Genomic DNA, 20,467 nt, shown 5'->3' with positions numbered 1-20,467 from the left:
CGATTTATATTTGAAGACTATGCACAGCTTGTTTAAATATGCTTCCCCGTTCTTCAAAAGAGGTGTATTGATCCCAGCTGGCACACGCCGGTGAGAGGATAACGACGTCCCCTGCCGATGCCAGACGGTTTGCCAGGACAACTGCTTCATCCAGTGTGCTCACAGTATAAACTTCTTTAATATCTGCTTCTTTCCCTCGTTCTAATAAAATATCTTTGGTCTGCCCGTAAGCAACCATTGCTTTCACTTTTTCTTTCAACACAGGAACCAACTCTTTAAAATCGACGCCGCGGTCCAGACCGCCCCCGATCCAGACGACCGGTTCGGCAAAGGATTCCAACGCTTTCGCTGCCGCCTGTGCATTGGTCGCTTTTGAATCATTGTAAAAGCTGACACCATTTACCGTCGCAACATATTCCAGACGGTGCTCTACTCCCCGAAAAGTGCGGAGCACATCGGCAATTGCCGAAACCGGGCAACCGGCCGCCAGGCTGATCGCGGTTGCCGCCAGCGCATTTTCCAGATTAAACGTCCCTTTCAGAGCCACTTCGCTGACCGGCAATACGGGAAATTCCCGTTCATCCATTCTGGCCGTGATCATGCCGGACGATACAAATACGCCCCGCTCCACCTCCCGGGACCGGCTGAACCAATAAACACGGCCGGGACAATCGGCTGCAACCTGACGGCAGATTTCGTTCTCCAGATTAAAAATGGCCACATCCTCTTTCGTCTGGTTCAAGAACAATTTTTGTTTGGATGAAATATAATCCTCCAGCGTTTGATGATAATCCAGATGGGCCGGAAACACATTCAAAAGGGCTGCTATTTTCGGAGCGAAACGTTCGGTTCCTTTCAGCTGGAAACTGCTCAGTTCCGCGACGAGCCACTCATCCGGTTCAATGGTTTGCACCACATCCGACAACGCTTGTCCAATATTGCCGGCCACGGTATTTTTCACCCGGCCCTTCGTCAGCATTTGGCCGACCAGGGTGGTGGTCGTCGTTTTTCCGTTGGATCCGGTGATGCCGATGATCGGCCCTTTTGAGAGCAACCCGGCGATCTCTACTTCGGTAATGACGGGAATTCCTTTGCCGAGCGCCTGTTGCACCGGTTTGGCCCGATAGGGAATACCCGGATTTTTGACCACCAGATCGACTTCATCCGAAATCAGGTCATCGGGATGCCCGCCGCAAATCACTTGGATTCCGAGCGATTCCAACTCGTTTGCGGATTCGCATTCCGAACGCGGTTTCAACTCATTCACCAACACCTTTGCACCAAGGCGGTGAAGCAGCTTGGCGACCGCAGCGCCGCTTCTGGCAAGGCCGAGCACAATGACAAAACGGCCTGCCCAGCTTTGCACATCATTCATGATCTCATTAACACCTCGAGTACCACGCCGATTGCAGCGAGAATGAAGCTGATAAACCAAAAGGTGGTGACCACGCGCCACTCCGACCAGCCGCACAATTCAAAATGGTGATGGAGGGGACTCATGCGGAAAACGCGTTTTCCCCGCAATTTGAAGGAAGTGACCTGAATCATCACCGACAGGGCTTCAACCACAAACACACCGCCGATAATTGGCAGGAGCAGCTCCGTCTTGGTAATGACGGCCAGTGCGGCAATTCCTCCTCCCAAGGCAAGCGATCCGGTATCCCCCATAAATACTTTGGCCGGATGCGCGTTAAATACCAGAAATCCGAGCAAGGCGCCGACAACGGCAATGGAGAAAATAGCCACGGTCTGGTTGCTCTGCAACATTCCGATAATCGCATAGGCTCCGTAGGAACAAGCCGCTGAACCGGCGAGCAATCCATCCAGCCCGTCCGTTAGGTTTACGGCGTTGGAAGCGCCGATCATCATCAAAAGCAGAAGCGGCAAATAGAGCCAGTTGAGCTGAATCGTATAATCCGTTCCCGGAATGGTCACATCGAAAATATAGATATGCGCATGGTTGGTCCGTACCTGCAACAAAACCCAGAACAGCACCAAACCGATGAACAATTGGCCCAGAAGTTTCTGGTTGGCCGTCAAACCAAGGCTTCTTTTCATTACCACTTTAATATAGTCATCCAAAAAGCCAAGCACTCCATATCCCATGGTGGCGAATAACAGAAAAAATAAGTCAGCGTTCACAACAGGCTTATCACTGTTTAAAAGGGTAATACTACTTAGCGGAATTGCCGTCAGAACAATGGAGGTGAGAATCAAAACACCGCCCATCGTCGGGGTTCCCGCTTTTTTCAAATGCGCTTGCGGACCTTCCTGTCGAATGCTTTGTCCAAACTTCAACCGTCTTAAAATCGGAATAATCATCGGCCCCAGTATAACTGCTACCCCAAACGCTACCGCGAGCGGGACCAAAATGATGCGAATATTGATATCCCCCATATTCCTTCCCCTACTCTCCTTCTGTTAATTTTTTTATGACACGGTCCAATTCTACCGCTCTCGACGCTTTGACCAAGAGCAGAATATCGCCGTTTCCTTCTCTATTTAAACGATCAGACGCTTCTTCAATCGTATCGAAATGATCTATCACTATCGGGCGGACCGGCACGGCGGATTTGGCTCCTTCCCCGATCCATTTCCCCCGCTCCCCAAGCGTGTACAGCCGGTCGATTCCTTTTTTCACCGCATAGACGCCGAGGTCGGTATGGTACATTTTCTCTTCCGGCCCGATTTCGCGCATATCCCCCAACAGAGCCCATTTCTTCAGCCCCGGCTCCAATTCGCTGAGGAGATCCAGCGCCGCTCGCATCGATGTCGGGCTGGCATTGTACGAATCATCGATGATTTTCATACCGTTGGCAGCCTGCTTCAGTTCCAGCCGCATCCCGGTCAGCTTCACAGCGGCGAGGCCCTCTTGGATCTCTGATTCGGCCATTCCGAGATAACGGCCCACCTCAACCGCCAGCAGGGAGTTTTTCACGTTATGCCGGCCCATCAGAGGCAGGTAATATTCGGTTTGATATTTCCTGGAGCGGAATCTCATTCCCCGTACGCCTTCGATTTGAACGTCCACCGGGGATTCGTCCGACTCTTCCCCCCAGCCGACGCGAATCTGCGGGTGGTGATCCTCTTTCAAGAACTGCCGCAGCAAAGGCTCATCCCCGTCAAAAATCAGGGGGCCATTCTCTTTAAGTCCTTCTTTTATTTCCAATTTTGCCTTGGCAATTCCTTCCCGGCTTCCGAGATGCTCCAGATGGGATTCGCCGATATTGGTAATCACCGCCACATCAGGGCGAGCGATCCGCGAGAGAACTTCGATTTCTCCGGCGTGATTCATCCCCATTTCAACAACCGCTGTTTCCGTTTGTTCCGGCATGGACAGCAGTGTGAGGGGGACTCCTATATGATTATTTAAGTTTCCTTTGGTTTTATGCACGTGATATTTAACGGACAAGACCGTTGCAATCAGATCTTTCGTCGTGGTTTTGCCGTTGCTCCCGGTTACGGCAACCACCTTGACCCCGCTCTCTTCACGATACCTCGCCGCCAGCTGCTGCATGGCCAGCAACGGTTCCGGGACGAGAATAAACGGAATTTCCCGGTTCTCCGGAACAGGCCGATCCTGACTCCACAGGGCAGCGGCAGCCCCTCGCTCAATCGCGTCGTCGATAAACCGGTGGCCGTCAAAACGCTCACCGCACAGCGGAACATAAAGCTGATTTGGCTCAAGCTGACGGGTATCTGTCGACACCCCGCGAATCATCCGATGTCGGTCGGCTGCATTGCCCGCCCATGTTCCACCGGTTACCTCGATAATCCAGTCACATGTACGTTCAATCATGCTTCTCCCCCACTTTGTCTTTCACGCGCTGTAATCGCTTCGCGCGCAACTTTCCGATCATCAAACTCGTGGCGGACTCCGTTAATCTCCTGATAGGTCTCATGTCCTTTTCCGGCAATCAGCACGATATCCCGTACTTCCGCCCGGTCAATGGCAAAGCGGATCGCCTGCCGACGGTCGGTGATCTTCACATAACGATCCTGAGCATCTGCAGGAACCCCTTTGATCATATCAGACAAAATCGCATCCGGGTCTTCTGAACGCGGATTATCCGATGTAAAAATAGCGAGATCGCTGTATTTTGCCGCGATGGCAGCCATGATCGGACGTTTGCCGCGATCCCGGTCCCCGCCGCAGCCAACAACGCAATAAACCTTGCCGGTGGCAAATTCGCGGATCGTGGTCAACGCATTTTCCAGGCTATCCGGCGTGTGGGCGTAATCGACGAGAACGGTATACGGTTGACCGAGTGAAACCGGTTCAAAGCGTCCGTTCACACCGGGAATATTGGCCAGACTTGATTGAATCACCTCCAGGGAAACGCCTTCGATCAGGGCTACACTGATCGCCGCCAGCGCATTGTAAACGTTGAATTTGCCGATCAGTTTCAAGCTGATCTCCGCTTCACCGCGGAATGATTTCAGGGTAAAAGTGGTGCCGTCCTGTGTAATGCGAATGTTTTCCGCCCTCACATCCGCAGGGTTTTCGATGCCGTAGGTCACAACCTGCGCAGGGGTGATTTTCTTAAAATAAGGTGTAGCTTCATCATCCGCATTCAACACCGCACAGGCATGATCTGCGGGTTCGGAAGCATAGTGATTGCCGAGCTGGCTGAAGAGCAACCCTTTTGCTTGGCGGTACTCCTCCATCGTCTTGTGATAATCCAGATGATCCTGGGTCAGGTTGGTAAAAACGCCGATATGAAAACGGCAGCCTCTTGTCCTCCCCTGATCGAGGGCATGGGAGGAAGCCTCGATGACTGAATACTCACAACTCTCGTCACGCATCATCCGAAATGTTTTCTGCAAATCGACGACCTCGGGCGTGGTATTTTTCGCCGCGAGAACCCGCTCGCCGATCTTCGTCTGAATGGTGCCGATCACCCCGGACTTATAGCCGGCGCCGGCCAGCAATTGCTCGATTAAATAGGTGGTAGTCGTTTTCCCGTTCGTCCCGGTAATGCCGATCAATTTCAATTCCTCGGTCGGATACCGGTAAAATTCTGCTGCCACGATCGCCATGGCGCGCCTCGAATCCGGAACCATGATGACCGGCACCGGCGCAGTGACCGGTTTTTCCACCATGAGCGCAGCAGCTCCATTGGCCACCGCCTGCTCGACAAACCGGTGTCCATCAACGTTAAACCCTTGCAGGGCAATAAAGAGATCTCCCGGTTTGACCTGGCGCGAATCGATCTGAATGCCGGTGATCTCGGTATCCGGGTCTCCACCCGCCACCGTATGTAATATTAGCGGTCGGATCAACTCTTTAAGCAGCATGTTGTTCCTCCTTTGAGAAATACAAAAGACAAGACAAAATGCCAGGGTTTAAACCTGGCATATGTTTATAACACATACCCTATTTTAATCCCCTTTGCTGGTTTTGTCACTTCCAATGACTACTACTGCGGTGAACAGCCAAAAACCGGATCTGCGCCAATAAACAAAAGGGCCATGCCCTATGCAAATTCTGGCGTTTGCATTTTGTTTGCAAATTGTTTGCAAATTGTTTGCAAAGAGATCACAAAGATTCCATCCTGTATTTGTCTAATTCCCTAAATAAATCTTGATGGTTGATCCTTTCTTTACACGAACGCCGGGCTTGGGCATCTGATTGATCACTTTTTCTCCCGTTCCCACTACCTGGAGCGGAAATGAAAATAAACTGTTGCGAATCCGGTCGATATCTTGTCCGATCAGATTTGGAACGGATACGATCGGGGTCGTGAGCGGAGTCTGTTCCAGCGGGATTTGCTTTGTCCGCTTCGGGATTTTCAAATAACGAAGCGAATCTTCCAAAATATTTCCCACGATCGGGGCTGCAACAACACCGCCGAACTGGATCCCCTTTGGATTGTCGACTGCAACATAGACGACGAGTTTGGGATCGTCCGCCGGGGCAAAACCGATGAAGGAGACGATGTGATTGTTTTGCAGATAATGTCCGTCAGGCCCCACTTTCTGTGCCGTACCGGTTTTCCCGCCGACACGGTAGCCATCGATATACGCTTTGTTCCCCGTCCCGCGCGCAACAACGCTTTCCAGGGCGCTCCGGACAATCCGGGAAGTCTCTTCCGAAATCACCCTGCGTCTCATCTTCGGCTGAACCTTTTCAATTATTTTGCCGGTTTCGGGATCGATCCAAGCCTTCGCCAAGTGGGGAACCATCAATTTCCCTCCGTTGACCGCAGCGGATACGGCCGCCACCTGTTGAATCGGCGTCACCGAAACCCCTTGCCCAAAGGAGGTCGTGGCCAGCTCAACCGGGCCGACCCTGGATTCCTTAAATAAAATCCCCTTCGCTTCTCCGTTTAAATCAATCCCCGTTTTCTGTCCAAAACCGAATTTGCGGATATAAGCGAATAAATCCTTCTTGCCTACGCGCTGCCCAAGCGTCACAAAGCCGGGGTTACAGGAGTTCTCCACCACCTGCAAAAACGTTTCGTGCCCGTGTCCGCCCGCCTTCCAACATCTCAGGCGCGCTCCGCCGACCATGATATAACCCGGATCATTAAACCCTTCATTCAAGTTGACCTTATGCTCCTGAACAGCGGCAGCCAGGGTAATGATTTTAAAAGTGGAACCGGGTTCATACGTTTTCCAGATTGGCAGATTGCGGTTGTATACCAGCGGATCGGTTAACTGATATTGATCGGGCCGGTAGGTGGGGCGGCTGCTCATCCCCAAAATTTCTCCCGTATTGGGATCCATCGCGATCGCCAGGACACTTTCCGGCTGATACTTGGCCATCGCTTGATCCAGTTCCCTCTCGATAAAGGTTTGGATATGATAATCGAGCGTCAGTTCCAGATTCAGTCCATCTTTCGGCGGTGTATACCGGTCATGCCCGCCCGGCAGCTTATCTCCGCTCGCTGTCGCGCTAAATGAAACATACCCGGGGGTTCCTTTCAATTTATCATCATAAACCAGTTCCAACCCTGCCAATCCCTGATTGTCACCGCCTGTAAATCCCAGAACGTGGGCCGCCAGGCTTCCGTAGGGATAGTATCGCTTGCTGTCCTCTGTCACCGCGATTCCCGGCAAACGAAGCCCTTGAATTTCGCGCGCTTTTTCTTCTGATATTTTCCTGCCCCACGGCCGGATCCAATTAAACAGCGTGCGCTTTGTGATCTGCTGGTAGATTTTCTCTTCCGGCGCATCCAGGATTCGGGCCAATTTTTGCGCTGTTCCTGCCGGGTCCTTGATCTGGGCCGGTATCGCGATCACGGAAGGAGAACTGATATTATAAGCCAGCTTTTTTCCGTGCCGATCCAAAATGTCCCCCCGTTTTGCCTGAAATGGGATATCACGGCTCCACAAGTCTTTCGCTTTTTCAGCCAGCCATACTCCTTCAAACAATTGAACATAGGCCAATCGCCCCAGGAGGACCATAAACACGAACAAAGCGATCAGAAACAATGAAAAGAGCCGCCTTTTCGACGTCATTCTGCCGGCCATTTTTCCCCTCTCCTTCTCAAAAGCTCCTTTATCAAAAACTATGAAGCTAGAATAGAAAAAATGACGCCGGCCCATAAACACATATGTTCTTTCAACGCAACCGCAGTAGGGATGCACTGCAAAGAGGCCATCAGCATCAAGGGGGCACCACGCACCGGCTGCAAAGCTGACGCAGGTGCATTCCCCACAAAAAAAGCCCGACCCCCTATGGGCCAGGCTGAAAACCTCTATTTGATTGACTCGGCGAAGCTCTGATCTGGCTGAACATGCCTGATTTGCAATGCCGCTTTCATAATGTTCCGCGCAACCGGTGCGGCCACGGTTCCTCCCGAACCAGAACCGGTCGGGGTTGTCGGTTGGTCAATCGCGACATAGACGACCAGATTTGGATGATCATAAGGAGCAAAACCGATGAATGAGACCATGTATTTCCCTTTGAGATAACCTTTTCCCTCAGGATCGGGAATCTGTGCCGTTCCCGTTTTCCCCGCTACCTGATAGCCGGGAATTTCAGCTTCAACCCCCGTTCCATGTGCCACAACATCACGCAAAAGATCTCTCACCTGTTTTGCCGTTTCCGGCTTGATAATGCGGTGTCCCTCAGGTTTGTACTCCTTCACTTTTTTCGACAATCCGCTGTCCCACTCTTCCTTAAGCACATGCGGTTTCATCAGGATCCCGCCGTTTGCGATCGCACTGACTGCTGCCACCTGTTGAATCGGCGTAACCGAAATCCCTTGTCCAAAAGCGGTTGTTGCCAACTCGGCCGGATACAAGTTTCGGCCGTAATAAACGCCGCGGGCTTCTGCCGGCAAATCAATGCCGGTGCGTTTTCCAAAAGAATCGGTAATATTGCCGAAACCAAAGCGCGCAATATAATCGACCAGCTTGTTGCCCAGCATCTGACCGAGACGCACAAAAGCTACATTGCTTGATTCTTCGATTCCCTGACGGTACGTGATTCTCCCCCAGCCGGTTTCGTTCCAATCCCGGATCACCTGATCCCCAACGCGGATTGATCCGGACTGGTACAAGGCATCCGGATGAAACACACCCTCTTCGATCGCTGCAGCCAATGTGACAATTTTAAACGTGGAACCCGGTTCAAATTGGCTTTCAATCGCCCGGTTCCTCCGGTTATCATCGTTGATCGTTTCCGCATACCGGTTAGGATCAAACGTCGGTCGGCTGGCCATCGCCAAAATTTCACCCGTTTTGGGGTCGGCCACAATCGCCGTTCCGCCTTTTGCCTGATAATTCCGAACTGCTTCATCCAGTTCCAGTTCAACCTGCTGCTGAATGCGGGAATCAATCGTCAACACCAGATCTTTTCCCGGTTCCGGCGGAGTATCTTTTGACGGCTTATCGGTGATCATCATTCCGTTACGGGCTTTTAAATACTTAATATAGCCCTCTTTGCCCCTGAGCAAGCGATCATAATATTGCTCCACCCCGCCCACCGCAACATCATCATAGTTTACATACCCCAATACGTGCGCCGCTTCGTTCCCGTTATATTGGCGCATCGTTGTCGGGAAAGCATAAATGCCCTCAAGCTGCCCTTGCTTGCGCAACGCCATGACCTTGTCGTAAACCGGCTCCGGGTATTTATAATGACCGTCCGCTTTCAACTCAACGGATTTTTTGGATGAAGTCAACAGTTTATACAGGGAACTTTCGCTGATCTTCAGAATCGGAGCCAAAACCGATGCTGTCTTGTGCGGATTTTTCACTTGTTTCGGATCTGCCAGAAAGATATAAGCGTCCACTTCCCAAGCCAATGGTTGCTCTCTCGTTCGGTCGTATATGGTGCCTCGTTTGGGTCTAAGCTTATCGTCATAAATCCATTTTTTTTCGGCGTCTGCCAACAGTTCATTATGATCGAAGGTCTGCAACCAAAACAATCTCCCGATGATCACGCTCAAACAAAGGATCCAAACGAGCCCGATGAGAAGAGAACGCTTTTTGCTCTCCTTGAACATCGAACCCATGATTCAGCCTCTCCCATCTTCGACTAGCGTCAGTTTGGTTTGTTCGCTGCCGTTATCCGGCTACGGCCGAATCGAAGGCAAATATTTTGGAGCGGTCAACTGGAGCCCTTTGCTTTCGGCAAACTGCTGAATGCGCTCCACACTTTTCAACTTCAGAATCTCTGACTCTAACTGAAGGTTTTCCTTCTGTGTCTGGGAAATCTCGAGTTCCGTATTGCGGATGGCCACATTTAGCTCTGTCGCCTTGGCATATCTCGACAGAACGGAGACCGCCAAAGCGACGCATATGATCACGCTGAACAAATAGAGCATTTTCTCCCCGACCGGGAGTGCTTTGCTCGGAGATGTTGCCCGTTTCTTTTTTGTTTCTGTGTAAGGCTTCTCGAGCGGACGGGCCGTTGCAGCTTGAAAACGATCCTCTCTCATTATATAAATCCTCCTTACACTGCCAGCTTCCTTTAACCCTCTTTTATTCTCTCTGCTATGCGCAATTTGGCCGATCGCGCTCTCGCATTTCTCTCTATTTCTTCGGCGGACGGCAAAATCGGCTTCTTTGTAATAATGCGCAAATCCGCTTTTTGATTGCATGTGCAAACCGGAAAATCAGGCGGGCATATACATCCTTGTGCATGTTTTTGGAAAAACTTCTTGCAAATCCGATCTTCCAATGAGTGAAAGGTGATCACGGCAATTCGCCCGTTCGGGCCGAGCACTCGGAGTGCAGCTGCCAGCGCATCTCCAAAGGCGTTGAGTTCATCGTTTACGGCTATGCGAATCGCTTGGAAAGTACGGCGGGCTGGATGGGGACCTGTTCTCCTTGCAGGTGCAGGAATCGCTTGTTTGATCACTTCTACCAGTTGATGAGTGGTTGAGATCGGCATTTTTTCTCTTGTGTTTACGATCTCTTTGGCAATTCGCCGAGAAAATTTTTCTTCTCCATATTCGAACAAAATCCGTGTCAGCTCTTCCTGGGACCATTCATTGACGATGGTGTAGGCGGTGAGCTCACTTGTTTCATCCATTCGCATATCGAGCGGTGCGTCGTGCTGGTAACTGAATCCGCGCTCGCCAATGTCCAATTGGGGCGAAGAAACGCCCAAATCAAACAAACATCCATCCACATGGTCGTATCCCAGCTCTTTTATCACTTGATCCAGGAAGCGGAAATTGCTTTTCACCAAATGAAGGCGGCATTGCGCATCCTGAAGCCGCTTCCGGGCGTGATCCAGTGCCATCTGGTCTTGATCAAGGCCGATCAGAACCCCATTCGGTTGAAGCCGCTCGGCGATCATCCTGCTGTGCCCGGCACCGCCCAGGGTACAATCCACATAGATGCCATCCGGTTTAACGCGAAGTCCATTTACTGCTTCTTCTTTAAGTACCGTTTCATGCAAAAACACATTCATACATCCTTCATTTACAAATCCAAATCCACGATGCTTTCCGCAATTTCATTAAAAGACTCTTCCGAGCTGCTGTAATAGTCCTCCCACAGCTCTTTGCACCAGATTTCCACACGGGTGGAAACCCCGATAATCACGCATTCCTTTTTAAGCTTGGCGTAGTCTCGCAGATGTCCGGGAATATTGATCCTTCCCTGCTTATCCTGCTCGACTTCGCATGCTCCAGAGAAAAAGAAACGGGTAAACTTGCGTGCGTCAGCTTTCGTGAATGGAAGTGATTTAAGTTTCTGCTCTAATTGTGTCCACTCTGAGCCGGGGTATGCAAATAGGCACTGATCCAGTCCACGGGTGATCACAAAGGTTTCGCCCAATCCATCGCGAAATTTGGCAGGCACGATCAATCGGCCTTTATCGTCGATGTTGTGTCGATATTCACCCATGAACATGCCAGTTTGCCTCCCCTCGCTCCCCCTTTTCACCACTTCCCTCCACTTCCCACCACATTGCTAATTATACCACACGCCCATTAAAAAATCCTGCACCCGCGTGCAGGATTCCAGAAGTTTATTGCCATTTTTTGGATAAATTATAACTGCCAGCTGGCCAAATATTTCTCTTGCTCTTCGGTGAGACGGTCGATTCGGATTCCATTGGCCTCCAGGAAATACCGGGCCACCTGTTCATCAATCTGGTAAGGAACATCAATCACTTTGCGCCCGATTTTGTCATGGTTTTCATGCACATACAACAGGCAAAGGGCTTGCAGGGCAAAAGTCATATCCATAATTTCCGCCGGATGACCGTCGCCCGCCGCCAGGTTGACAAGACGCCCTTCGGCCAGGAGATACAACTTGCGCCCGTCAGGCAGCAAAAACTCCTCGATATCTTTCCGCACCACCCGTTTGCTGACCGCCATTTGTTCCAATGCCGCCACATCGATTTCCACATTGAAATGACCGGCATTGGCCAAAATCGCACCTGGCTTCATCACGTGGAAATGATCAGCGCTGATCACTCCTTTGTTCCCGGTGGTGGTGACGAAATAATCCCCGAACTTCGCCGCTTCTGCCATCGGCATCACAATAAAGCCGTCCATATGGGCTTCCGTCGCCTTAATCGCATCCACTTCAGTGACGATCACCTGCGCGCCAAGCCCCTTCGCACGCATTGCCACACCGCGTCCGCACCAGCCATAGCCGACGACAACCACTGTTTTGCCGGCAACGACCAGGTTGGTGGTGCGATTGATCCCATCCCAGACAGACTGCCCGGTACCGTAACGGTTATCAAACAAAAATTTGGAGTATGCGTCGTTCACGGCCACCATCGGGAATCGCAGCTCATCCGTTTTTTCCAGCGAACGGAGGCGCAGGATTCCGGTGGTCGTCTCTTCACATCCTCCTTTGACGTTTTCCAGGAGATCGGGACGTTCCGAGTGCAGAATGCTGACAAGATCCCCGCCATCGTCAATAATCAGATCCGGTTTCGTTTCCAATGTTTTGATCAGGTGATCCTTGTATTCTTCCGGGCTCGGATTATATTTGGCAAAGACGGTAATCCCCGATACAGCGAGAGCAGCAGCGATGTCATCCTGTGTGGACAGCGGATTGCTCCCCGTAATAGCAACATCGGCGCCTGCATCGCGAATCAGTTCCGCCAGGCAAGCTGTTTTTGCTTCCAGATGAAGCGAGATCGCCACTTTTTGCCCGGCGAGCGGTCTTTCTGCCGACAACCGTTCACGCAGCCGATTCAAGACCGGCATGTGCTCACGGGCCCAGTCCATTTTCAGGCGGCCATTCGGAGCCAGATTGAGATCGCGAACTATGCTTTTTTCCACAGGATTCATCATAATCCCCCTTATGTATGAGATAACAAAACTGAAACGGCGATTTTACAAGATAACAAAATGATGCCGCAAAGCTCGATCAATGTCAACGAAAGATGTTTCCACCAATTCATCGATCCAGTTGATCCCGTATAAGTTCCAATACTGAATCACATTATAGACCCGCTCTTGCGGTTTCCTGTCCGGCCTGACCGAGGCAATCAGCTCATCCCATTGACGTAAGCCTGCCCCGTGCTTCGTTTCGATCGCTTTTTTGGCAAAGCGGTAGAAATAGTCTATCTGCGCCAAAACCTTCTCCTCGTTTTTACGGCCCATCTCCCGCATATTCATGCCGATTTCCCCAGCCAGTTCATCGGTCAGCCGGCGGTGGAGAGCCTGAATGGACTCTTTGGCATGCAAAAACCGGCTTTCCAGCTCCGGAGGCTTTCTTTCTTCCAGCCATTGGGCCCTCTTTTCTTCGAGACGGCTGAAAACATCCATCCAAGACAGGGAAAAATCATTGATTCGCTTTTCCGCCAGCCGGTCGATTAACGTCAACTGTTCACGCGGCAGCACAATGGGCATCTCCAGCCCCATTTCGCGAAAAGCTTCCCGCAGTATTCCCCAATAGGCAATTTCACCGGGCCCTCCGACAAAAAAGAGAACCGGGAACAGATACTCTTGCATTAACGGCCTTGTGATCACATTGTTGCTGAATCGTTCAGGGGCCGTTTCCGCCAGATGGAGCAATTCTGCTTCCGTAAAGCGGTGACCCGTTTCTCCTGCCTGCCAGACCTCCCCTTCCCGGTACAACGGATAGCGTTCGCCGTCAATCAGGATGAAAAGGTTGGCTTGATTGTCCTTCAGCTCGACCGGAGCCGGGAATCCCCACTGCTCCAGCATGATCGTTTTTTCGGCAACGTGTTGCAGCAGCCGGGGGCTTTTCATAATCAATTCCCTGAAAAAGGGGCTTTCAAGTTTCCTCAGCCCCGGGTCCGCCGAGTCGATGAGCACAAGCCCCCATTTTCCGAAGAAATCGTGCATCACTCTCGCAAAAAAACGGGTCCACGAAAGCGGCTCCCCAATCAATTGCTTCATTCTGTCAAGCCACTCTTTTTTATGCTCATGATCAGGCAGCAGACGTGCGAGCGACTCCAGCCAGGAATGGGTTTCCTCCGGGGTGAGAACGTAAGCAGAGACCGGCTGTTTCGTTTTCCCTTTAACTTCCAGTTTCACTTTGCGCGATTTGTTCTCCGGGTGATCAATCCAAATATGATTGACCTCCTCAAAATCATGATCTTCGCCGGCAATCCAAAAGACAGGGATCACCGGGCGGTTCAGCATTTCCTCAGCCCGCCGGGCCCATTGGATAACGGTGATCGCCTTGTGGATCGTATAAAGGGGACCGCTTAACAGACCGGCTTGCTGACCGCCGATCACAACCAAGCTGTCCGGATTTTTCAACCGTTCCAGATTGCGGATAACCGCCGGATGAGACAGCTCCGGTTCCAGATAAGATTGAAGCGCCTCAACTAATCTGAGGCGCGGTGCAGCCAGCCCAGGCCGCATTTGATCCAGGTAGGAAACGCGTTTGCTGATGCTTTCCTTCTCCCAGGGTGTATATGCATAAAAGGAACGAACAAATGCCTCATTTTCAAGATAAGAATGAAATAAACCCGTTCCTTCTTGAACGTTAATGGTTTCCAGCTTCATATGGAACTCCTTCTTCAAAATAAGCTTAAAAACCTACATTTATAGTATATCATGAACAAAATGATCAGCTGAAATGACTTATACCTCTTTCTGTCTATTTAAAGGCAACAACAAACTGACAACCAGCCCCAGCAACGACACGCCCGCAGCAAACAAAAGCATATTGCTCTCGGCCGCTCTCTTCAACGGATCGGTCAAAACCGCCGACCTGATACTAAATGAGCTGATCAGCCTCGCCAGCGCCGTCAAGCCGATGGCCCCGCCCGCCGTGCGAAACATCCCCAAAGCCGTTAATCCATTCCGAATCTGCCTCGGCGACACCCAGGAAAATAAAAACTGGTGTACAGGGGCAACCAATGAAAAGCTGAAACTGAATCCCAGCATAACCAAGGCGGAAAAGAACCAAATCCCGTGATTTCCGAAAGCCAGAACGAGATAGGAAACCGCCGCCAGACTGAATCCGAGCGACATGGTTCGCCTTAAATTCCATTTGCGGGTCAGACCGTGTATCAGCGGCAGCGAAAACAATACACAGAACAGGATGAAAGAGAGCAGTGCCCCGATGCCGAAATCATTCGACCGGGTCACCCGAACCAGCCATACCGGCACCAAAAGCAGGGCCACCCAGGCAAAGCCGCACAGCGCCACTTGTAAATATAACAGCCAGAGCCGCCAGTGGGCAAACAGGTGGGGGTCAAAAAAAGGCTGTCTCTCCTGGCGTTCCACCATAAACAGAGGGACAACCATGCCGATGGCCACAATCCATAAGGGAAGAACATCCCGGTCGAAAAAAGCGGGCAGGCCTTCCAAAAAATCGGTACTGGACACCGCCGTCATCAAAAACAGGATCGTCAGTCCGAAGAAAAGAATCGACTCACCCGAAGCTCCTTTTACCCGCCCCGGTTGATCGGGCAGGCTCCATCGCCTGACAATCAGGAGGAGCAACAGGAGTAAAAGCAGGTGGACAAAAAAGACTGAACGCCATCCCAGTTCATGCGCGAAGGAAACGGAAAGCAAAGGCATGAGAATAAACCCGAATCCCAGTCCGAACAGGATGACCCGCTTCCCCCATTTGCCGGGGCGGTTCAAAAAACGGCGGGCATAGACGGAAACGCATGGAACCAGCCCGCTGGCCCCGACAGACTGAATTACCCTTCCCCACATAAACCAAACCCATTTTTTCGCCAGAATCGCTGTCAGTGACCCAAACGCCAGAAAAGCGACCGAGAGAATAAACACCTTTGTGCGGCTGGTATTCACCGCCCAGCTGTCCATGACTGGAAGCGAAAAAGAGAAAAAAGCCATATATAGGGAGATCACCCATATCGTCCAATGGATGGGCAATCCGTACTCCTTCATGATAAATGGCAAAACCGGTGTGACCAAAATGGCATCCACCGTACCCAATATAATTGCCAGGACAAACGTTTCAAATGAAAAAAACCGCTTTGAACGCGCCAAAATACCCCCTCCACGATCAATGGCAAACCGAAAGCCCGGCTTCATGTACGGATAACAGTTTGATTGCTTTTCGCTGCTCAACCTTTCTTATTATAACATTTGTTCTTCCTTTTCATGGATCAGATTCACAAGACGCAAATTGACCGGTGTATCGATCCGGTGTTTCCGGCCAAGCCGTACAATCGCCCCATTGATAAAATCGACCTCCGTCTTATTCCCCCTCATGACATCCTGCAGCATTGACGAAAAGTTTCCTGCCGTTTGTTTGCAGACGCTTTTCACCTTCTCGTCCAGATCCGCATAGGATAAGGGAATTCCCTCCCGGTTCGCCACCAAAACCACTTCATGTAAAATCTCTTTCCACTCCGCTTGATACTCGGGTGAGAGGAGTGCTCCGTTTTTCACCCCGTAAAGCGCCGTCAGTGGATTGATCACACAATTGACAGCCAGCTTTCCCCATATCTTATGCAATATTTGCCGATCATATAGGATGTTGCACCCAGCTTGCTCCTTCAATATGTTTATCCAGCGCAAAAGCAGAGGGTGAGGTTTTTCCTCTGACGGGGGATATAAACCGATGGACGTCTCTCCCCTTCCCGTTCCGCGAATCACGTTGTCTCCTTCCCTCAATGCCCCCTCGGTGGTCACCGACAGATAAGTCCAAGGGCGATCTGTCAGTCGGGCAATGTTCTCCTGATGCCCTAATCCGTTTTGCCAAAAAATAATTTGCGATTCCGGGTGAGTTCCTTTTTGAATCACAGGAAGAACGGCCGACAAATGCGTTTGTTTGACCATGACAAGCAACAGGTCGATCTTCCCTTCAGGCATCTCATCACTGCATACGGCATGACAAGCACGTTGTTCCGTTTCTCCGCCCTGGCCGATAAAGCGGATTCCTTCGCGATTCAGCAATTCTGCCTGATCCTTTGTTCTAGTCAACAGAAGCAGATTTTCCCCGAAAAGCGGCTGCATTCGCGCTCCCCACAGCAGTCCCAGTGAACCGGACCCCAGAATAGCCACCCGCATTTTATTCACGCTCCATTTCTTTTGCCCAAGGCAGATTTCTCGTTTCTTCCATTTGAGTATAACAAAAGTAGCCTTACAGGCACAGATATATTCATGTCAAACCTGACAACCCCCGGATGCAAGTAAAATCCGGAGGAAAACGCTGATCCGTCCGTTAAGAAAACATGCCAATTACTTAAACGACTGCCGGAAGTGGTCAACTAGCTGAAGCCCTTTGCCGTATATGGAGCAAAGGGCATTTACTGTCAAATCGCATCCCCAAACCGTCATTAGTCTTTACTGTTCCCTCTCTTCAACAGGCACAGGCAAATCGGCTCAACCAAAGATTATCTGCGGAAGATCGTTTCCACGCTTTCCTTTTTACCACATTTTCAGAGACTGCATGGCATGGCAGATCCCTTTGGTTTTCGCATAAATTTCCTGATAAATCTCAAAGAGCGCCTGGTATTTCTTCACTGCCTCCGATTGCGGATAAAACGCCGAAGACGGGCGGATAAACTGTTCTGCACATTCCTCGAGCGATGCAAACCAGCCGCAACCGAATGCCGCCAGCATAGCTGCACCCAAAGCAGGTCCCTGCTCGCTTTCCAGTTTGATCACCTCGGCGCCAAAAATATCCGCCTGCATTTGCAGCCAGCATTGGTTTTTGGCTCCTCCGCCGATCGAGATGATCCGGTCAATCGCTTTTCCTTCACTTCGGAAAATCCGGATCGTCTCATGTAGCGAAAACGTGATCCCCTCCATAACAGCCCTCACAAAATTCTCTTTGCGATGAGCCGCATCAACTCCGATGAAACTGCCCCGGATCGCCGAGTCGGCGTGCGGTGTTCGCTCTCCAAACAGATAAGGAGCGAAGAGCAGCCCGCCGGAACCGGGCGGAACCTCGTTAACACCTTGCAACAATCCTTCAAACGTTTCATTTTGGAAAAAAGTCTCTTTAAACCAGCTCAGGCTGTAACCGGCGGAAAGGGTAACGCCCATAGCATAGAAGGAACCGGCTTTGGCATGGTTAAAAAAGTGCACTTTTCCTTTGAAATCCCGCTCCTTCTGATCTTCATGGGACAGAATGACGCCGGATGTTCCGATACTGCACAGCGTGATTCCTGGCGATAAAATTCCGGCCCCGACTGCCCCGCAAGCATTATCCGCCCCGCCGGCAAAAACGTTTGTCCCCCTCCGCAACCCGGTCAGCTGCGCAATCTCAGGAAGCAAGGTGCCGACAAATTCGTGGGACTCCACAAGAGGAGGACAAATCTCCGGCGGAATTCCCAACTGGCGGCAAATCTCCGCACTCCATTTCCTTTCCGCCACATCCAAAAGCAACGTCCCGGCCGCATCCGAAAAATCGCTGCAGATCACTCCGGTCATCCTGAACCGCAAATAATCCTTGGGCAAAAGAAATACCCGGGCCTTCTTGAAAATTTCCGGTTCATGCTCCTTTACCCATAAAATTTTGGGCAGTGTAAATCCCTCCAACGGGCGGTTCTTTGTGATCCGCAGCAAATCCTCTCCCAATGCCTCGGCAATTGCTGTACACTGCGCAGTGGTTCTCGTGTCATTCCAAAGAATTGCCGGACGCAACACCTGATGGTGATCATCCAACAGCACTAACCCGTGCATCTGCCCGGAATAGCTGATTCCTTCAATATCTGCGGGGTTGACGCGGGAAAGGGAAAGCAGCTCGGACAAGGCCGATACCGTTTGCCCGACCCATTCCTCCGGATCCTGCTCGCTGTAGCCGGATTTCATCTGAATCAGCGGATAATTCTTGGAAACCTCCGCGCAAACCTCTCCCCTTTGATTGACCAAAATCGTTTTGACACTGCTGGTTCCCAGATCGATCCCGATTACATATTTCATCTTTTCACCTCTTGCTCCAGCATGTTTCCCACAAAAAAATCGCCCCTTTCCCGACTCCGGCATTTATGTCCGCCCCATGGGTACATCTTCGCCCGGCGGAAGGGAAGGAAACGGATGGACATGCCCCTTTTAAAATAAGGAGCCGGGCAGGGCTCCTTTTCTTGTCAGACCGGGTAGACAGGATGTTTTCGTTTGCTGAATGTCATCTGTTTCGATTCATATGCGGCAAAGCGGGCAATCAGCTCATCCCGCAACCGCTCGGGAGCAACGATATCATCGACGATCAGTTCACTCGCCAAACGATAGATGTCGATATCCTTTTTATACTCCTCCCGTTTCTCCATGACAAATCGGGTTCGTTGCGGCTCCTCCAACTCAGCGATTTTATTGCTGTAAACCGCATTGACCGCCGCTTCCGGCCCCATCACGGCAATCTGCGCCGTTGGCAGGGCGAGGCAGGCATCCGGTTCAAAGGCGGGGCCGGCCATGGCATACAAACCCGCTCCGTACGCTTTGCGCACGATGACAGAGATTTTGGGAACCGTCGCCTCCGACATAGCCGCAATCATCTTCGCCCCGTGACGGATAATCCCGGCCCGTTCCACCTGGGTTCCGATCATAAACCCGGGTACATCGGCAAGGAACAGGAGCGGAATTTGATAGGCATCGCACAGCGTGATAAAGCGGGCAGCCTTGTCGGCCGAATCGACGAACAAAACGCCGCCTTTCACTTTGGACTGATTGGCCACCACCCCGATCACCCGTCCGTTCAAGCGGGCGAAGCCGGTAATCAGTTCACGGGCGAACAGAGCTTTGATTTCAAAGAAAGTACCTTCATCCACCAGGCTGTGAACCAGTTCGAGCATATCAAAAGGCGAATTTTGATGATCCGGCACGATTTCAGCAATGGGTCGCGCTTCCGGCGACGGCTGCTTCGGTTCTGCCATCGCCGGTTTACCGAGATAATTGGCCGGAAAATAGCTCAGATAACGCCTGGCCGCGGCGATCGCCTCTTCTTCGCTCGATGCCAGCACATCACCGCAGCCGCTCACGGAGCAATGCATGCGGGCGCCTCCCATCTGCTCCAATGTCACCTTTTCGCCAATCACCATTTCCGCCATCCGCGGCGACCCCAGATACATGCTGGCATTTTTGTCCACCATGATGACGATATCGCAAAAGGCGGGAATATAAGCACCACCGGCTGCCGACGGGCCGAACAAAACGCAGACCTGCGGAACCATGCCCGAAAGTTTCACCTGATTATAAAAAATCCGTCCCGCCCCTCTACGCCCGGGAAACATTTCAATTTGGTCGGTGATGCGCGCCCCGGCGGAATCAACCAGATAAATGATCGGAACCTGCAACTTCTCTGCCGTTTCCTGGATGCGAATGATTTTCTCGACTGTGCGGGCCCCCCACGATCCGGCTTTGACTGTTGAATCATTGGCCATCACGCATACCGTTTGGCCGTGAATCCGGCCAATCCCGGTCACCACTCCGTCTGCCGGCAAGTCCCCGGCCATGAAGTTGGCGAACTTTCCGTCTTCCAGCTGAACATCATCATCAAAGAGCAACCGCAGCCGGTCCCGTACAAACAGTTTTTTCTGCTGCTTCAGTTTTTCATGATATTTCGGAGCACCGCCGGCCTCAATTTTTTCAATCCTTTCCTTCAATTCCTCGGACCATGTCTCTTTCATTTCGGATCCCTC

General features: G+C 51.4%; 15 protein-coding genes. All 15 read right to left on the bottom strand.

Annotation, left to right across the window (positions count from 1 at the left end):
- Positions 1 to 4 precede the first annotated feature (4 nt).
- Positions 5 to 1,366, bottom strand: coding sequence for a UDP-N-acetylmuramoyl-L-alanine--D-glutamate ligase (murD, locus tag JG50_RS0106190; RefSeq protein WP_374057981.1), 1,362 nt, complete (start codon positions 1,364 to 1,366; stop codon positions 5 to 7).
- A 5-nt stretch (positions 1,367 to 1,371) separates the two neighbouring features.
- Positions 1,372 to 2,397, bottom strand: coding sequence for a phospho-N-acetylmuramoyl-pentapeptide-transferase (gene mraY, locus JG50_RS0106185; RefSeq protein ID WP_033100240.1), 1,026 nt, complete (start codon positions 2,395 to 2,397; stop codon positions 1,372 to 1,374).
- A 10-nt stretch (positions 2,398 to 2,407) separates the two neighbouring features.
- Complete coding sequence (locus JG50_RS0106180; RefSeq protein WP_033100239.1) at positions 2,408 to 3,799, bottom strand: UDP-N-acetylmuramoyl-tripeptide--D-alanyl-D-alanine ligase; 1,392 nt, start codon at positions 3,797 to 3,799, stop codon at positions 2,408 to 2,410.
- Entirely contained in the window at positions 3,796 to 5,298 is a 1,503-nt protein-coding gene (locus JG50_RS0106175; protein ID WP_033100238.1) for a UDP-N-acetylmuramoyl-L-alanyl-D-glutamate--2,6-diaminopimelate ligase, read from the bottom strand. The genes JG50_RS0106180 and JG50_RS0106175 overlap by 4 nt, the downstream gene beginning before the upstream one ends.
- A 267-nt stretch (positions 5,299 to 5,565) precedes the next feature.
- On the bottom strand, positions 5,566 to 7,476 hold the full coding sequence (locus tag JG50_RS0106170; RefSeq protein ID WP_033100237.1) for a stage V sporulation protein D: 1,911 nt from the start codon (positions 7,474 to 7,476) through the stop codon (positions 5,566 to 5,568).
- A gap of 227 nt (positions 7,477 to 7,703) precedes the next feature.
- Complete coding sequence (locus JG50_RS0106165) at positions 7,704 to 9,467, bottom strand: peptidoglycan D,D-transpeptidase FtsI family protein (RefSeq protein ID WP_052154061.1); 1,764 nt, start codon at positions 9,465 to 9,467, stop codon at positions 7,704 to 7,706.
- Between the two features lie 60 nt (positions 9,468 to 9,527).
- Positions 9,528 to 9,893 (bottom strand): cell division protein FtsL, encoded by a 366-nt coding sequence (gene ftsL / locus JG50_RS0106160; protein ID WP_052154060.1) that lies wholly within the window; start codon positions 9,891 to 9,893, stop codon positions 9,528 to 9,530.
- Positions 9,894 to 9,925: 32 nt separating this feature from the next.
- Positions 9,926 to 10,873: a 16S rRNA (cytosine(1402)-N(4))-methyltransferase RsmH gene (rsmH, locus tag JG50_RS0106155; protein WP_181735410.1), complete on the bottom strand. Its 948-nt coding sequence runs from the start codon at positions 10,871 to 10,873 to the stop codon at positions 9,926 to 9,928.
- Positions 10,874 to 10,884: 11 nt separating this feature from the next.
- Positions 10,885 to 11,316 carry a division/cell wall cluster transcriptional repressor MraZ gene (gene mraZ, locus JG50_RS0106150; protein ID WP_033100235.1) on the bottom strand — a complete coding sequence of 144 codons (432 nt, stop codon included), beginning with the start codon at positions 11,314 to 11,316 and terminating at the stop codon, positions 10,885 to 10,887.
- A 140-nt stretch (positions 11,317 to 11,456) separates the two neighbouring features.
- The gene (locus JG50_RS0106145) at positions 11,457 to 12,716 is read right to left on the bottom strand and encodes an adenosylhomocysteinase (protein WP_033100234.1); all 1,260 of its coding nucleotides are present in this window, start codon (positions 12,714 to 12,716) and stop codon (positions 11,457 to 11,459) included.
- Positions 12,717 to 12,761: 45 nt separating this feature from the next.
- Positions 12,762 to 14,408, bottom strand: coding sequence for a bacillithiol biosynthesis cysteine-adding enzyme BshC (gene bshC, locus JG50_RS0106140; protein WP_052154059.1), 1,647 nt, complete (start codon positions 14,406 to 14,408; stop codon positions 12,762 to 12,764).
- Positions 14,409 to 14,486: 78 nt separating this feature from the next.
- The gene (locus JG50_RS0106135; protein WP_033100233.1) at positions 14,487 to 15,869 is read right to left on the bottom strand and encodes an MFS transporter; all 1,383 of its coding nucleotides are present in this window, start codon (positions 15,867 to 15,869) and stop codon (positions 14,487 to 14,489) included.
- A gap of 90 nt (positions 15,870 to 15,959) precedes the next feature.
- Positions 15,960 to 16,895, bottom strand: a complete 936-nt coding sequence (locus JG50_RS18720) for a ketopantoate reductase family protein (RefSeq protein WP_052154058.1) — start codon at positions 16,893 to 16,895, stop codon at positions 15,960 to 15,962.
- 360 nt (positions 16,896 to 17,255) lie between these two features.
- On the bottom strand, positions 17,256 to 18,755 hold the full coding sequence (gene xylB / locus JG50_RS0106125; protein WP_033100232.1) for a xylulokinase: 1,500 nt from the start codon (positions 18,753 to 18,755) through the stop codon (positions 17,256 to 17,258).
- Positions 18,756 to 18,919: 164 nt separating this feature from the next.
- The gene (locus tag JG50_RS0106120; protein WP_033100231.1) at positions 18,920 to 20,455 is read right to left on the bottom strand and encodes an acyl-CoA carboxylase subunit beta; all 1,536 of its coding nucleotides are present in this window, start codon (positions 20,453 to 20,455) and stop codon (positions 18,920 to 18,922) included.
- Between the last annotated feature and the right edge of the window lie 12 nt (positions 20,456 to 20,467).

It is taken from the genome of Thermoactinomyces daqus (assembly GCF_000763315.1).
Classification (GTDB): domain Bacteria; phylum Bacillota; class Bacilli; order Thermoactinomycetales; family Thermoactinomycetaceae; genus Thermoactinomyces_A; species Thermoactinomyces_A daqus.
Note: the sequence above shows the minus strand (reverse complement) of the source record. Positions and strands in the feature narration are given on the sequence as shown.

Excerpts from the sequence above, each read along its gene's own strand:
- mraY (WP_033100240.1), bottom strand. The coding sequence starts at position 2,397 with ATGGGGGATATCAATATTCGCATCATTTTGGTCCCGCTCGCGGTAGCG.
- JG50_RS0106180 (WP_033100239.1), bottom strand. The coding sequence starts at position 3,799 with ATGATTGAACGTACATGTGACTGGATTATCGAGGTAACCGGTGGAACA.
- JG50_RS0106175 (WP_033100238.1), bottom strand. The coding sequence starts at position 5,298 with ATGCTGCTTAAAGAGTTGATCCGACCGCTAATATTACATACGGTGGCG.
- JG50_RS0106170 (WP_033100237.1), bottom strand. The coding sequence starts at position 7,476 with ATGGCCGGCAGAATGACGTCGAAAAGGCGGCTCTTTTCATTGTTTCTG.
- JG50_RS0106165 (WP_052154061.1), bottom strand. The coding sequence starts at position 9,467 with ATGGGTTCGATGTTCAAGGAGAGCAAAAAGCGTTCTCTTCTCATCGGG.
- ftsL (WP_052154060.1), bottom strand. The coding sequence starts at position 9,893 with ATGAGAGAGGATCGTTTTCAAGCTGCAACGGCCCGTCCGCTCGAGAAG.
- rsmH (WP_181735410.1), bottom strand. The coding sequence starts at position 10,873 with ATGAATGTGTTTTTGCATGAAACGGTACTTAAAGAAGAAGCAGTAAAT.
- mraZ (WP_033100235.1), bottom strand. The coding sequence starts at position 11,316 with ATGTTCATGGGTGAATATCGACACAACATCGACGATAAAGGCCGATTG.
- JG50_RS0106145 (WP_033100234.1), bottom strand. The coding sequence starts at position 12,716 with ATGAATCCTGTGGAAAAAAGCATAGTTCGCGATCTCAATCTGGCTCCG.
- bshC (WP_052154059.1), bottom strand. The coding sequence starts at position 14,408 with ATGAAGCTGGAAACCATTAACGTTCAAGAAGGAACGGGTTTATTTCAT.
- JG50_RS18720 (WP_052154058.1), bottom strand. The coding sequence starts at position 16,895 with ATGCGGGTGGCTATTCTGGGGTCCGGTTCACTGGGACTGCTGTGGGGA.
- xylB (WP_033100232.1), bottom strand. The coding sequence starts at position 18,755 with ATGAAATATGTAATCGGGATCGATCTGGGAACCAGCAGTGTCAAAACG.
- JG50_RS0106120 (WP_033100231.1), bottom strand. The coding sequence starts at position 20,455 with ATGAAAGAGACATGGTCCGAGGAATTGAAGGAAAGGATTGAAAAAATT.